The sequence below is a fragment of the Streptomyces sp. NPDC026522 genome (assembly GCF_055567555.1).
Genome location: NZ_JBVHQF010000008.1, coordinates 389005 through 402527 on the forward strand (window position 1 = coordinate 389005; position 13523 = coordinate 402527).

At 74.4% G+C, this 13523-nt stretch carries 14 protein-coding genes; 10 read left to right on the forward strand and 4 right to left on the reverse strand.

What is annotated here, in order from left to right:
* Positions 1 to 14 precede the first annotated feature (14 nt).
* From ACZ4M3_RS22965 to ACZ4M3_RS23005, 9 genes are all read left to right on the forward strand, one after another.
* Positions 15 to 1001, forward strand: coding sequence for an LLM class F420-dependent oxidoreductase (locus tag ACZ4M3_RS22965; RefSeq protein ID WP_467735410.1), 987 nt, complete (start codon positions 15 to 17; stop codon positions 999 to 1001).
* 188 nt (positions 1002 to 1189) lie between these two features.
* A complete protein-coding gene (locus tag ACZ4M3_RS22970; protein WP_467735412.1) occupies positions 1190 to 2911 on the forward strand; it encodes a PP2C family protein-serine/threonine phosphatase in 1722 nt (573 codons plus the stop codon).
* A 100-nt stretch (positions 2912 to 3011) separates the two neighbouring features.
* A complete protein-coding gene (locus ACZ4M3_RS22975; protein WP_467735414.1) occupies positions 3012 to 4478 on the forward strand; it encodes an aminotransferase class I/II-fold pyridoxal phosphate-dependent enzyme in 1467 nt (488 codons plus the stop codon).
* Positions 4479 to 4527: 49 nt separating this feature from the next.
* The gene (locus tag ACZ4M3_RS22980) at positions 4528 to 5322 is read left to right on the forward strand and encodes an SDR family NAD(P)-dependent oxidoreductase (RefSeq protein WP_467735416.1); all 795 of its coding nucleotides are present in this window, start codon (positions 4528 to 4530) and stop codon (positions 5320 to 5322) included.
* 222 nt (positions 5323 to 5544) lie between these two features.
* Positions 5545 to 6306, forward strand: coding sequence for a nucleotidyltransferase family protein (locus tag ACZ4M3_RS22985; protein WP_467735418.1), 762 nt, complete (start codon positions 5545 to 5547; stop codon positions 6304 to 6306).
* Positions 6307 to 6319: 13 nt separating this feature from the next.
* Entirely contained in the window at positions 6320 to 6583 is a 264-nt protein-coding gene (locus ACZ4M3_RS22990) for a hypothetical protein (RefSeq protein ID WP_467735419.1), read from the forward strand.
* A complete protein-coding gene (locus ACZ4M3_RS22995) occupies positions 6580 to 7320 on the forward strand; it encodes a metallophosphoesterase family protein (protein ID WP_467735421.1) in 741 nt (246 codons plus the stop codon). Before ACZ4M3_RS22990 ends, ACZ4M3_RS22995 begins: the two co-directional genes overlap by 4 nt.
* A gap of 122 nt (positions 7321 to 7442) precedes the next feature.
* Positions 7443 to 7742, forward strand: a complete 300-nt coding sequence (locus tag ACZ4M3_RS23000) for a DUF6479 family protein (protein WP_467735423.1) — start codon at positions 7443 to 7445, stop codon at positions 7740 to 7742.
* A gap of 34 nt (positions 7743 to 7776) precedes the next feature.
* Positions 7777 to 8616, forward strand: coding sequence for an alpha/beta fold hydrolase (locus tag ACZ4M3_RS23005; RefSeq protein WP_467735492.1), 840 nt, complete (start codon positions 7777 to 7779; stop codon positions 8614 to 8616).
* Here the strand turns inward: ACZ4M3_RS23005 and ACZ4M3_RS23010 are convergent.
* The 4 genes from ACZ4M3_RS23010 to ACZ4M3_RS23025 form a co-directional block, all read right to left on the reverse strand.
* On the reverse strand, positions 8561 to 9295 hold the full coding sequence (locus tag ACZ4M3_RS23010) for an SOS response-associated peptidase (RefSeq protein ID WP_467735425.1): 735 nt from the start codon (positions 9293 to 9295) through the stop codon (positions 8561 to 8563). The two genes, ACZ4M3_RS23005 and ACZ4M3_RS23010, sit on opposite strands and share 56 nt — an antisense overlap.
* Before the next feature lie 65 nt (positions 9296 to 9360).
* On the reverse strand, positions 9361 to 9882 hold the full coding sequence (locus ACZ4M3_RS23015) for a SixA phosphatase family protein (RefSeq protein WP_467735427.1): 522 nt from the start codon (positions 9880 to 9882) through the stop codon (positions 9361 to 9363).
* A 532-nt stretch (positions 9883 to 10414) separates the two neighbouring features.
* Positions 10415 to 11344, reverse strand: coding sequence for a DUF72 domain-containing protein (locus tag ACZ4M3_RS23020; RefSeq protein WP_467735429.1), 930 nt, complete (start codon positions 11342 to 11344; stop codon positions 10415 to 10417).
* A gap of 31 nt (positions 11345 to 11375) precedes the next feature.
* Positions 11376 to 12320 (reverse strand): LysR family transcriptional regulator, encoded by a 945-nt coding sequence (locus ACZ4M3_RS23025; RefSeq protein WP_467735431.1) that lies wholly within the window; start codon positions 12318 to 12320, stop codon positions 11376 to 11378.
* Positions 12321 to 12444: 124 nt separating this feature from the next.
* On the opposite strand from ACZ4M3_RS23025, the gene ACZ4M3_RS23030 reads away from it, so the two are divergent.
* Entirely contained in the window at positions 12445 to 13476 is a 1032-nt protein-coding gene (locus tag ACZ4M3_RS23030; RefSeq protein WP_467735433.1) for a YncE family protein, read from the forward strand.
* Positions 13477 to 13523: the final 47 nt, after the last annotated feature.

Sequence of the window (13523 nt, forward strand, 5' to 3'; positions counted from 1 at the left end):
GTAAGACGCGGCCCATGGTGCGAATCGGATACACGATGATGACCGAGCAGGCCGGCCCCCGTGAGCTGGTCGAGCACGTGGTCGGTGCGGAGCGGGCCGGTTTCGACTTCTCGGTGACCTCCGACCACTACTTCCCCTGGCTGGAGGAGCAGGGGCACTCCCCGTACGCGTGGAGCGTCCTGGGCGCGGCGGCCCAGGCGACTTCGCGGATCCCGCTGATGACGTACGTGACCTGTCCGACCATGCGGTACCACCCCGCGGTCGTCGCCCAGAAGGCGGCGACCATGCAGCTGCTGTCCGGCGGTCGGTTCCGGCTGGGCCTCGGTTCGGGCGAGAACCTGAACGAGCACGTGGTCGGACCGGGCTGGCCCGCGGCGCACGTCCGGCTGGAGATGCTGGAGGAGGCCGTGGAAATCATCCGGGGCCTGTTCGAAGGCCGCTCGGTGAACCACCACGGACAGTACTTCGACGTGGAGAACGCGCGGCTGTGGGACCTGCCGGCCGAGCCGCCGCCCATCGGCATCGCCGTCTCCGGAGCCAAGTCCTGCGACCTCGCGGGGCGGCTCGCCGACCTGGTGATCGCCATCGAGCCCGAACGGGACCTCCTGGAGGCCTTCGACCGGGCCGGCGGCGCCGGAAAGCCGCGCGTCGGCCAGCTGCCCGTCTGCTACGACCCGGACCGGGACGCGGCCGTCAAGCGGGCGCACGAGCAGTTCCGCTGGTCGGCGGGCGGCTGGAAGGTCAACGCGGAGCTGCCCGGGCCGGCCGCCTTCGACCAGGCCGCCCAGCACGTCCGCCCCGAGGACATCGCGGAGTCGGTGCCGTGCGGGGACGACGTGGACGTCTTCGTGGACGCCGTCCGCCCCTTCGTGGAGGCGGGCTTCACGGAAGTGGCGCTGGTCCAGGTCGGCGGGCAGCACCAGGAGCCGTTCCTGGACTGGGCGCGGTCGACCCTGCTTCCCGCACTGCGGGAACTGCGGGCCGACAGCCCCGCCGGCTGAGCGGACACCGGACCAACGTCCCGGGCCAGAGGGCCGGACGGCCCCGGTGTGCCGGGAGGAGGGGTGGACGGCGGACCGGGCGGGCAGTCGCTCGCTCGCGGCCCTGACCCCGATCGAAGGAGGCGCGTCGTGCGCAACTTCCCGAAGCGCCGGCCTGGCACGGCCGGCCGGCCCGGCGGTGGATCCGGATGAGCCCGGTCGTCCCGCAGGATCCCGCCTCCCTCAAACTGCTCATCGCGCGGGAGGTGGCGGCGCTGCGCGCCGCCGCCCGCCGGGACGCGGGGGTGCGCGAGGACGACCGGGCCCCGGCGGCCGAGGAGGCCTCGCCCGGCTGCGCGTGCGGCGGGGGCGAGGGGGCCTCGCACTCCTGCTCCGACGATTCCGCCGGGCCGGGCGGCCACGATCCCTGGGGGTGCGTCTGCGCGGCGCTGCCGGCCATCCCGGTGTCGGCGGCGCTGCTCGCCCCCGTACGGGACGCGCAGGGCCGGGTCGTCGACTTCACGGTCCGCGCGGGCAACCACGTCCGCTCCGCGCAGTGGCTCGACACCCCCGACACCCAGGTGGGCCGGCGGCTGCTGGAGGTGCAGCCCGGCGCGGCGGCGGGCGGCCTGGTGGACGCCCTGAGCGAGGTGCTGGACACCGGGCGCGCCGTCCACTCGTACGCCGTGGACTACACCGAGCAGCACCGGGACGGGCTGCACCGCACGAAGCTGCTCTACGACGCCGCCTCGTGCGGGGACCGGGTGCTGGCGACGTGGCGTCCGGCCCTGAACCGGACGGAGATGATGTCGCTCGACGCCCAGTACATCGCCTCCTTGGGGTGGGGCACCTGGGACCTCCTGTCGGGAGCCGTCATCTGGTCCGAGGGGCTGGCTTCGATCTTCCGTACGGATCCGGGCCGGCCGCTGTCGCTGACGGAGCTGTGCGACGCGGTGCTGCTGGAGGACATCCCGCGCTTCGCGAAGCTGATGACGGCCCTGCTGGACGGGGAGGAGCCGCCCGGCGCCGAGGTCCGGTTCACCGTACTCGGCGAGATCCGCACCCTGACCCTCGTGGGCCACCCGGTCATCGCCACGGACGGGCTGCCGTGGCTGCTCCGGCTGATCGCCCGCGACCTGACGGCCGAGGTGCGCAGCCGGCAGCGGCTGGCGGCGACCCGCCGCCAGACGGAACGGCTGCGCGAGGAGGCGGCGGCCGAGCACCGGGTGGCCTCGGCGCTCAGGGAAGCGCTGCTGCCCACCCACTCCGCCGAACTGGAGGCCCTCGGCGTCTCGGTGGCAGCCGCGTACCTGCCGGCGGAGGAGGACGCCTCGGTCGGCGGGGACTGGTACAAGTGCCGGCTGCTGCCGGACGGCCGGATCCTGCTGGCCATCGGGGACGCCTGCGGCCACGGGCTGGACGCGGTGGCCCGGATGGCGCAGCAGCGGCACGCCCTCGCGGGCCTGGCACACTCCCCCGGCACCCACGCCGGTCAGCTGACCACTTGGCTCAACGAGCTGCTGTGCTCCGATCCGGCCGCCGAGACCGCCACGGGGATCATCGGCCACATCGACGCCGGGCGGAACCTGCGGTGGGCGTGCGCCGGGCACCCCGCTCCGCTGCTGCTGCGCGGGGACACGGCCACGGCGCTCGACACGGAGCACCGGGGGCCGCTGTTCGGCCTGCTGCCGGGGCACGAGTACGCCACCGCGACCGTTCAGCTGTACCCCGGGGACCTGCTGCTGCTGTACACCGACGGCATGGTGGAGCGGCGCGGCCAGGACATCACGTACGGCATCGACACCCTGCGCAAGGTGCTGGAGTCCTGCGCCGGGCTGGGCGTGCGGGAGACGCTCGACCGGGTGATGTCCGCCGATCCCGCCGACGACCACGAGGACGACGCCTGCGTGCTCGCGGTCCGGCTCGACTGAACCCCCGCCCGGGGCCGGGCACACCCCGCGGCCCGTCACCCCGGCGGGCGGTCGGCGCCGTACGTCGTTTCCCGCCGTGGCAGCCGGGCAGGCGCGGCGCATGGACCAGTCACAAGCGCCCGTTCTCGACGCTCTCGCTGCCTATCACGCCGACGGCCAGACCCCGTTCACACCGCCCGGCCACAAACAGGCGCGCGGCGCGGACCCACGGGTCCGCGCGGTGCTGGGGGACGCGGTGTTCCACTCCGACGTCCTCGCGACCAGCGGGCTGGACGACCGTACGTCCTCGCACGGGGTGCTGGAGCGGGCGCAGCAGCTCATGGCGGACGCCGTCGGGGCGGACCACGCCTTCTTCTCCACCTGCGGCAGCTCGCTGTCGGTCAAGTCGGCCATGCTGTCCGTGGCCGGACCGCACGAGAAGCTGCTGGTGGGCCGGGACGCCCACAAGGCCGTCGTGTCCGGGCTCATCCTGTCCGGCATCCGGCCGGTGTGGGTGGAGCCCAGCTGGGACGCGGAACGCCATCTGGCCCATCCGCCGTCGGCAGAGGCGTTCGCCGAGGCCTTCGCCGCCCATCCGGACGCCAAGGGCGCCCTGGTGACCGGTCCCACGCCGTACGGCACCTCCTCCGACCTCGCGGCGACCGCGAGCATCTGCCACGAGCACCGCAAGCCGCTGATCGTGGACGAGGCCTGGGGCGCGCACCTGCCGTTCCATCCCGACCTGCCGACCTGGGCGATGGACGCAGGCGCCGACGTGTGCGTCACCTCCGTGCACAAGATGGGCTCGGGGCTGGAGCAGGGATCGGTGTTCCACCTCCAGGGTGATCTCGTACGGCCGGAGGTGCTCAAGAGCCGTGAGGACCTGCTGGGGACCACGAGTCCCTCGGTGCTGATCTACGCCGCCCTGGACGGCTGGCGCCGCCAGATGGTCGAGCACGGCCGGGCCCTCTACGACGACGCGCTGGCCCTGGCCGAGTCGGTCCGCAAGCGGGTCCAGGAGATCGAGGGCATGCACGTGCACGGCCGCGAGGACTTCTGCGGTCCGGGCCGGGCGTTCGACCTCGACCCGCTCCAGATCATCATCGACATCACCGGACTCGGGACGACGGGATACCGGGCCGCGGACTGGCTGCGCGAGCAACACCGGATCAACCTGCACCTGTCCGACCACCGCCGGATCAGCGCCCAGCTGACGCACGCCGACGGGCCGGACACCGCCGACCGTCTCCTGGAGGCGCTGCGGGACCTGGCCGCGCACGCCGACGAGCTGCGCCCGGCCCGCCGGGTGGAGGTCCCGGACCCGGCCGGGCTGCGGCTGGAGTCCGCCGCACTGCCCCGCGACGCCTTCTTCGGCCCGGCCGAGCAGGTGCCGGCGGACCGGGCCGTGGGCCGGATCGCGGCGGAGATGCTGACCCCGTACCCGCCGGGCATTCCCGTGGTGGTGCCCGGGGACCGGCTGACCAGCGAAGTGCTGCGGTACCTGCGCACGGGTGTGGAGGCGGGCATGGTCGTGCCGGACGCCGCCGACAGCGAGGTCAAGAGCATCCGGGTGACCGCCCGGGACTGACCGGGCGGGGCAGGGCGTACCGGCACGGGCACCGGGTAGCCGCAGCCGCATGGACACCCATCGCCCTCTGGCCGTCATCACCGGCGCCTCCAGCGGCATCGGCCTCGAACTCGCCCGCGTATGCGCCGGACACGGATACGACCTGCTCGTGACCGCCGAGGACGGCGGCCTCGCCCTCGCGGCGGAGGAACTGCGCGAGCAGGGCACCGAGGTCACCGCCGTGCGCGCCGACCTCGCCCGCTACGACGGGGTGGAGACCCTGTGCCGGGCGGTCTCCGGCCTCGGCCGCCCCGTCGCGGCGCTCGCCCTGAACGCGGGGGTCGGACACGGCGGTGCCTTCCTGGACACCGACCTGGCGGACGACGCCCGCATCATCGACCTGAACGTCACCGCCGCCGTCCACCTGGCCAAACGGCTGCTGCCGGACATGGTCGCCCGCGGGGCCGGCCGGGTACTCATCACGTCCTCGATCGCCTCGACGATGCCCGGGCCGTACCAGGCGGTGTACAACGCGTCGAAATCCTTCCTCCAGTCGTTCAGCCAGGCCCTGAGCGACGAGCTGAGGGGCACCGGCGTCACCGTCACGTCCCTGATGCCCGGCGCCACCGCCACGGACTTCTTCCGCAGGGCCCACATGCTCGACACCCGCGTGGGACGCGCGAAGAAGGACAACCCCGCGCTGGTCGCCGAGCAGGGGTACCAGGCGATGACGGCGGGCCGGCAGAAGATCGTCGCGGGTTCGGTGAAGACGAAGCTCCAGGGCGCCGTGGCCAACCGCATCCTGCCCGACCGCGTCAAAGCCCTGATGCACCACCGCATGGCGGAGCCCGGAGGCGGGCGCTGACCGCGGCCCCCGCACCAGCGGACGTATGAGGCGCCGCCGAGGGGGTAACCGCTCACCATTCACGAAAGCGCTCTAGGGACGACAGGAGGTGTCGGCCGTCGACGAGCCCGCGCGCCGCGGCCCCGGCTGGAATATCGTGCGCGGTGAGGACTGACTGCCGCCCTCCGCGGCTGCGGACCCCCCGCGGCCGCTCAGGAACGAGCCAGTGGACGAGTGATTGCAGTGAGCCATTCTGCGAAGAACCGCGCTGCCCGAGCCGGGAGTGACGTCGCCCGGCTGGCGGACCTGCGTGCCCCCGCGCAGATCGACGGGCCCCTGCCGCACGACCATACGCAGGCGATCCTGGAGACCACCAAACGGGTCGCGGCGCTGCTGAAGGCGTCGGGGCAGCCGTTCGCGCTGGCGGGCAGCGTGGCCGCGTTCGCGCACGGCCTGCCGCCGCGCTTCCAGCACGACACGGATTTCTGCGTCATGCGCGAGGACGCCGAGGCCGTGACCAAGGCGCTGGAGGCGGGCGGCATCTCCATGCGCCGGGCGCCCGAGGACTGGCTGGTCAAGGGCCGGGCGGGCGGCGAGGAGATCGACTTGATCTTCGAGCTGGCGCGCCGTCCGGTGAGCCGGGAACTGCTGGACCGTGCGGTGGTGCTGCCCGTGGACTCGGTGTGGATGCCGGTCCTTTCCCCCACCGACCTCATGGACAGCCGGCTCTCCGCGCTGTGCGAGCACTACTGCGACTACGGCGACCTGCTGCCGATGGCCCGGATGCTGCGCGAGCAGATCGACTGGGACCGGATGTACCGGGACCACCGGGACACGCCCCTGGCGGACGCCTTCTTCTACCTGCTCGAACGGCTGCGGGTGATCGCACCGAGGCGGGACCGGGAGGCGGCCGGGGAGCCGGCCCAGCAGCAGCGCGGGGCCGCGGCGGACGACCTGAACGGCACGGCCGGCATGAAGGTCATGAGCGGAGCGAGGGCGCAGTGAGGGGACGACCCGGATGAACGGCATGAACACCGCCGAGCTGATCGAGTACCGGATCCAGCACCTGCGGGACCGGCTGGCCCGCGAGGACATCGCCGAGCTGGGCGTACGGATCGAGATGCACGGGGCCACCGCCCACCTGTCGGGCAGCGTCACCAGCGCCGACTGCCGGGCGGAAGTGCTGCGCATCGCCGGGGAGGAGCTGGCGGGCGTGCCCTGGCACCAGGACCTGACGGTGAACTGCGCCGCACCGCCCGACCACTCGGAAGAGCTGTCATGATCCGCGTCGCGGCCGTCGGCGACATCCACCTCGGACCGGGCAGCGAGGGAACGCTGAGGCCGGCCTTCGAGACCGTCGGCGACCACGCCGACCTGCTGCTGCTCGCCGGGGACCTGACCCGGCACGGCACCGCCGAGGAAGCCCGCGTCGTCGCCCGGGAACTGGCCGGGCTGCCCGTCCCGGTCGCGGCGGTGCTGGGAAACCACGACTACCAGAGCGACCAGGAGGCCGCCGTCACGGAGGAGCTCGCCCGGGTCGGGGTCCACGTCCTGGAAGGCGACGGCGTGGTCCTCGACATCGCCGGCACGAGGGTCGGCGTCGCCGGCACCAAGGGGTTCGGCGGCGGTTTCGCCGGGCGCTGCGCCAGCGACTTCGGCGAGCCCGAGATGAAGGCGTTCGTCCAGTACACCCGCCGCAGCGCCGACAGCCTGCGGCAGTCGCTGGACGAACTCCGGGGCGCCCAGTGCACCATCCGGATCGCGCTGACGCACTTCTCCCCCGTCGAGGACACCCTGGCGGGGGAACCGAGGGAGATCTACCCCTTCCTGGGCAGCTACCTGCTGGCCGAGGCCGTCGACGGGGCGGGCGCCGACCTCGCCGTCCACGGCCACGCCCACGCCGGCAAGGAGCACGGGATGACGGCCGGCGGGATCCGGGTGCGCAACGTCGCCATGCCGGTCATCGACCGGGCCTTCGCCGTCTACCACCTCTCCCCCGACGGGCACGCCCCGCGCTGAGGGCGCCCGTTCGCGCCGTTTCGCCCCGCGCGGGGCGGGCAGCCGCGCGGTGGGAGAAGAGGACGTCCGCCCCGGAGCCGCCCGCGGCCCCGGGGCGGCGCCCGACGAAAGGAAACGGCTCCATGATGAATTCGGCCACCGCGCTCGCGATGAGCGCTTCGGGAACCGCCTTCGCCTCGGTGATCGGCGTGATCGTCGTCGTCCTGCTGATCGGGGCGGTGTGGTGGGGCATGAAACGGCGCGCGGCCGAGCCGAAGCCGCCCACCGCGGCCCAGCAGCCCCGCAGGCCCGCGGGCGCCGGCCGCCCCGAGGAACGCCGCGAGGCCGAGGCCCGGACGTTCCCCTCGGACGGCAGCCGCCGCACGGCGCACGAGCTGAAGGGCTACGGCAACTTCGGCTCCCCCGAGGACGGGCGGTCCTGACCCGGGCCCACCGCGAAGGCAGCAGGGCCCCGTGATGGACCCGGCCGGCCGCGAAGGCCGCTTCCGGTGCCGCGGGGCCGAACTGGTCTACGAGGACCGCGGCGAGGGCCCGCTGGCCGTGTACGCGCACGGCGGCTTCGTCAGCAGGGCCGTCGAGGACCGGACGGGCCTGTTCGACTGGGCGCCGCTGCTGCGGGCGGGGCGGCGCCTCGTGCGGTACGACGCCCGCGGGCACGGACGGTCCACCGGCGCGGCCGTGGCCGCCGACTACACCTACGACAGCCTCGCGGCGGACCTGCTGGCCCTCCTCGACCACCTGGGCGTCCCCGGCCCGGCCGACGCCATGGGCTCCTCGATGGGCTGTGCCACCGTGCTGCACGCCGCCGTCCGGGCGCCGGCCCGGTTCTCCGCACTGGTGCTGCTGATCCCGCCCACGGCGTGGACGACGCGGCAGGAGTACGCCCGGGCCAACCGGTCGGCGGCCGAGACCGTCGAACGGCACGGAGCGGACAGCTGGCTCGCCGGCCGGGCCGCGCGGCCGGGCCCGGCGGTGGTGGCCGGCGTACCGCGGTTCCCGCCCACGCCGCCGGCCCGGATCCTTCCCGCGGTCCTGCGCGGGCTCGCCCTCTCGGACCTGCCCGCACCGGCCGCGCTCGGCGCGCTGCGGCTGCCGGCCCTGGTTCTGGCCTGGGACGGCGATCCCGGACATCCGCTGTCGACGGCGCGGACCCTGGCCCGGTCGCTGCCCGGCGCGGAACTGCACGTCGCCCGGACCCGTGCCGAGGTCGGTGCGTGGGGGGAGCGCGCGGCCGCCTTCCTCACCGCGCGGGGGCGTCCTCCAGTAGGTGGGGACCGTTGTTGCGGACGCTGTTGACCTCGGTGGACACCGCCCGTACGGCGAGCCGGCCGTCGGCCGGGGTGTGCAGCAGGGCGCGCAGGGCGTTCACGTCCTGGTGGGCCGGGTCGAGCCAGGCCCCGTAGTCCGCCGGGTCCAGGGCGAGGGGCATCCTGGGGTGGATGCGACCGGCCGCGTCGGCGGCTTCGGTGGTGATGACCGTGGCCGTCGTGAGCCAGGCCGCCGGGTCCTCCTCGTCGGCGACGCCTCGGTCGCGCCAGAACTCGTAGAGCCCGGCCATGGCCATCACCGAAGCGTCCTCGGGGCGGATGAAGTAGGGCTGCTTGTAGGTCTTGCCGTCATGGCCGGCCGGCTCGGTCCGCCACTCGTAGAAGCCGTCCGCGGGCAGCAGGCACCGCCGCTTGGCGAGCGCCCGGCGGAAGGCCGGCTTCTCGTGGACGCTCTCCACCCGGGCGTTGATCATCCGGGCGCCGACGCCCGGATCCTTGGCCCAGGAGGGGACCAGGCCCCAGCGCACGGAGCGCAGCCTGCGCTCGACGGCGTGCGTGTGCCGGTCCTTGCGTTCGACGACGGCCCAGACCGGGTCGGTGGGGGCGACGTTCCAGCTCGGGGCGAGCGTCTCGCGCGGATCCCAGCGGGCCTCGAAGAGGCCGGCCAGGTCGGCGGGGGCGCGGGTGGATGCGTAACGGCCACACATGCCCCCACTGTGCCACCCGCACCGCGGTGACGGGCACCCGCCGCGGCGGCCGGGGGCGGGTTCGGTCAGTCGTCGCCCGGTGTCCAGAAGGCGGCCAGCCGCGCCGCGCCCGGCGCGACGCCCGCCCAGCCGCCGTGCACGGTCAGTACGGCGACGGCCGAGGTGGGGAAGGCGTGCTGGAGGCGGTGCACCAGCTGCTTCGGGCCGCCGCCGCACAGGCTCTTGGCGACCTCGTGGACGGCGGGGTTGTGACCCACCAGGACCAGGCCGGTCACCTCGGCCGAGGCCTCCGCCACGGCCGAGAGCAGGTCGTGCGCCTCGGCTTCGTAGAGCCGGGCCTGGTAGAGGGTGGGGGGCGGCTCGCTCAGCCGGGGCAGCATCAGCTGCCAGGTCTGGCGGGCCCGCCGGGCCGAGGAACACAGGGCCAGGTCCACCGCGAAGCCGGACCGCTGCAGCCAGCTGCCCGCCCGGGGGGCGTCGTGGCAGCCCCGGTCGGCGAGCGCGCGCTCGAAGTCCTCCGTGACGTGCTTCGGTACCGCCTTGGCATGCCGGACCAGCACGATCCGGCGCTCACCCTGTTCCGGCACGGTCCGTCCTCCCGTCGTCCACGTCGGCCGCGGGGGCCGGCCGCGTCGTCATCGGGGCGCTGAGCCGGCACGCGGGCGCGGTGGTTCGGAGAGGGGTGCGCGCCCGTGGCCGGGCCCGGCGGCCGGGAGGCCGCTCGCGCTACCAGCCGCCGTCTCCAGGATAGGCCGCACCGCCCGACCGCGCGGGGGCACGCACCCGGTCCCGGCCCGCTTGCGCACGGCGGCGCAGGTGTTCTGCGACAGGTACAGGCACCGCTACGAGGACCTCCCGGCGGGAGAACCGTCATGGACTCCTTCTTCGGGATCAGCGTCGAGCGCACGGGCCCGGGCGCCGTGCGGATCACTCCCGTGGGCGAGAGCGACCACACCGTGCAGCCGGACCTTGAGGCCGTCTCGTGGCCCTGCCCGCCGGAGCGCCTTCGCCGAACTGCGCGACAGCACCCGGGACCGGGCCGAACTGGAGCGCTTCCTCGGTTCGGCGCGGGCCCAGGCGTCGGCCGGCGCCGGAGGCGGCCTCCGGCGTCGGCGCCGATCAGGGGGGCGGGACGCGCTGGCCGCCCGGGCCGGGCGCGGGGTGACCCGTCGCGGCCGGCGCCGATCCGCCCGCCCCCTCGGGGTGGTCCAGCAGGTTCCGCATGGTCTGGGCGGCGCGCACGGCGGCGTCACCGCAGCAGTTGTTGAACAGCACGTGCAGCTGGTCCACGCGGTCCGCGAGGGAGCGCAGGCGGGGCAGCCATTCGGCCAGCTCGCCGCGGCTGTAGGTGTGGCGGAAGCGGTCTTCCTTGCTGCCGGTCCCCCAGGCGGTGCTGCGGCCGTGGAACCGGACCACCCCGAGCTCGGAGGACGTGACCGGGGTGACGGGCGGCATGGAGGTGGGCAGCGAGCGGACCGTGTCCACGGCCACGGCGGTGGCGTCCAGGTCCCGCAACAGGGCGGCGGTCCGGTCGCGCCACTCGTCGCGCCACCAGTCGGGGTGGCGGAACTCCACGGCCATCGGCAGCCCGGGGGCCCGCGTCCTGGTGTGGTGCAGGACGGTCTCCGCCCGTACGCCCGGCCGGAACCGGGGAGGGAACTGGAAGAGTACGGCGCCCAGTCGGCCGGCCTCTCCGAGTGGTCGCAGCGCCGCGCGGAACCGGCGCCAGACCTCGTCGAGGAGTTCCGGATCGCGGGCGTCGTGGCCGCGCAGGTCGGCGGGCAGCGCGTCCGTGCGGGTCGGGTGCCCGGTGAGCAGGGAGAACGCCTTGACGTCGAACCGGAAGCCCGGCGGCGTGCGTTCGACCCAGAGCCTGCTGTTCCGCTCGCTGGGCAGCGCGTAGTAAGCGGAGTCCACCTCCACCACCGGGAACTGTTCGGCGTAGTGCCGCAATCGCCCCTCCGGATCGCGCCGTCCGGGCGGGTACCACCCGCTGCCGATGAGTGCCTTGTCCGTCCACGAACACGTGCCGATCAACATCTCGCCCATGCAGGCCGTCCTTCCGTCCGTCACGGCCCGTCTACCCGGGAACGCCGCCGGCCCGCCAGCTTTCGCGGACCTGTTCGCGGAGCCAGCGGTGGGCGGGGTCGGCGTCGTTGCGCGGATGCCAGGCCATGCCGAGCGTGACGGGCGGCAGTTCCAGCGGCACTTCGAACGTGCCGAGCCCCAGCAGTTCCTGATGGCCGGTCGGGCCGCCGGCCGGGGCGAGGCAGACCAGGTCGGTCTCCCGGCACAGGAACAGCGCGGTGCTCCAGCCCGGTACGACGGCCACCACCCGGCGGCTCAGCCCGAGTTCGGCCAGCCGCTCGTCGATCGGCCCGCGCACCCGGCCCTGGCGGGACACCCCGATGTGGTCGGCGGCGGCGAAGGCCCGGGCGCTGACCGTCTTGCGGCGGGCCAGGGGGTGTCCGGCGCGTACGGCGGCCAGCAGGCGGGTCCGGCCCAGGGACTCGATCCGGGTCTCCGGGTCGGGGTGGCCGATGACGCCGATTTCGAGGTCGAGCCGGCCCTCGCGCAGGGCGGGTGTGCCTTCCAGCGCCTCCGGCATGAAACGCAGGGTGACCCCGGGTGCCCGGCGGCCGACGGCGCGCACGAGCCGGGGGGCGAGTCCGGCGAGGACCATCTCGCCCGCCTGGACGGTGAACTCGCGCGACAGCCGGGCGGGATCGGTGACCGGCTCGGGTTCCAGGAGGGCGCGCGCCTGGTGGACGAGGGCGCGGACGCGCGGGCGCAGCTCGACGGCGCGCGGCGTGGGGACGAGCTGCCGGCCGGCGCGTACGAGCACGGGGTCGCGCAGAACCGTGCGGATGCGTCCGAGGGTGCGGCTCATGGCGGGCGCGGACACGTGCAGCCGGGCGGCGGCCCCCGTGACGCTCTCCTCCTCCAGCAGCGCGTCCAGGGCGACCAGCAGGTTCAGGTCCAGCTGCCGGCCGAGTGCGTCGTGCACCGCATCGTCAGTCGTCACTGTGTCTCCCCTCACTCCCCGGTCCGCCCAACCCGCGTCCGGCCAGCATCATTTCGCCGTGCGCAATGACACCTTGCCATAAGTGCACTGGAGTTAATCCGTACCCGGGTCCAGGCTCTGGTCCATGACACCGACCACGAACGACGTACTCGCCGTGGCGAGCCAGAGCGGCCCCACGGTCACCTTCTTCGACGCGGCGGACTTCCGCCGGCTCGGCGTGCTGGAAGTCCCCAGCGAGCCGCACGAGTTGTGCTTCGACCCGGTACGGCGGCGGCTGTACGCCACGATCACCTACCGGTCCGGCTATTACCACGCCAACGGCGGCCTGGCCCACGAGCTCGTCGTGATCGATCCGGACCGGCGGCGGATCCTCGACGTCATCGACCTCGCGCCGGAACGCGCGCCGCACGGCATCGCCCTGGACCCGTCGGGCGAGCTGCTGTGGGTGAGCGTCGAGGCGCACGGAGCCGAGGAGGGCGCCCTGGTGGCCCTCGACGCGGACTCGCTGGAGCCGGTGCGCCGGCTGCCCGTGGGGGCGCCCGGCCCGCACTGGTTCACGCTCACACCGGACGGCAGCCGGGCCTACAGCGCCAACAAGGAGGCGCCGTTCCTCTCGGTCGTCGACATCGGTTCGGGAGCCCCGGCCGGCCGTATCGAGGTGCCGGGCAGCGAGGGCATCGCGGCGTCGCGCGACGGACGGTACGTGTACGCGGCCGCCCCCAAGGGTGACTTCTCGGTCACCGGCCCGGTGCCGGACGCCGGGGTCCGGGTGATCGACACGGCCGACGGCGCCGTGGTCCGGACACACCGCACGCAGGGCCTGGTCTTCCCCGTCCACGTCACCGCCACGGACCTGGTGCTGGCCGGGGAACTGCGCATGCGGGCGGGCGGGGCGGCGCTGGGCGAGCAGGCACCCGGGCTCCTGCACGTGTACGGGAAGGACGGCGAGGAGCTCGGCAGCGTACAGGTCGGCGCCTTCCCGCTGACGATCACCTCGTCACCCGACGGCCGGTACGGCTACGTCGCGGCGGTCTCCTCCAGCACGGTGACGGTGGTGGACCTGTCCCGCATGGAGGCGGTGACGACCCTGCACGTCGACCGCGCGGGCGAGCCGGGCGCCCACGGCCTCGCCTACGTCCCCGCCCGCACCGCCTGACGGCCGGCGGCCGGACGGCACCCCGGAGGCCGCGCGGCCTCCGGGGC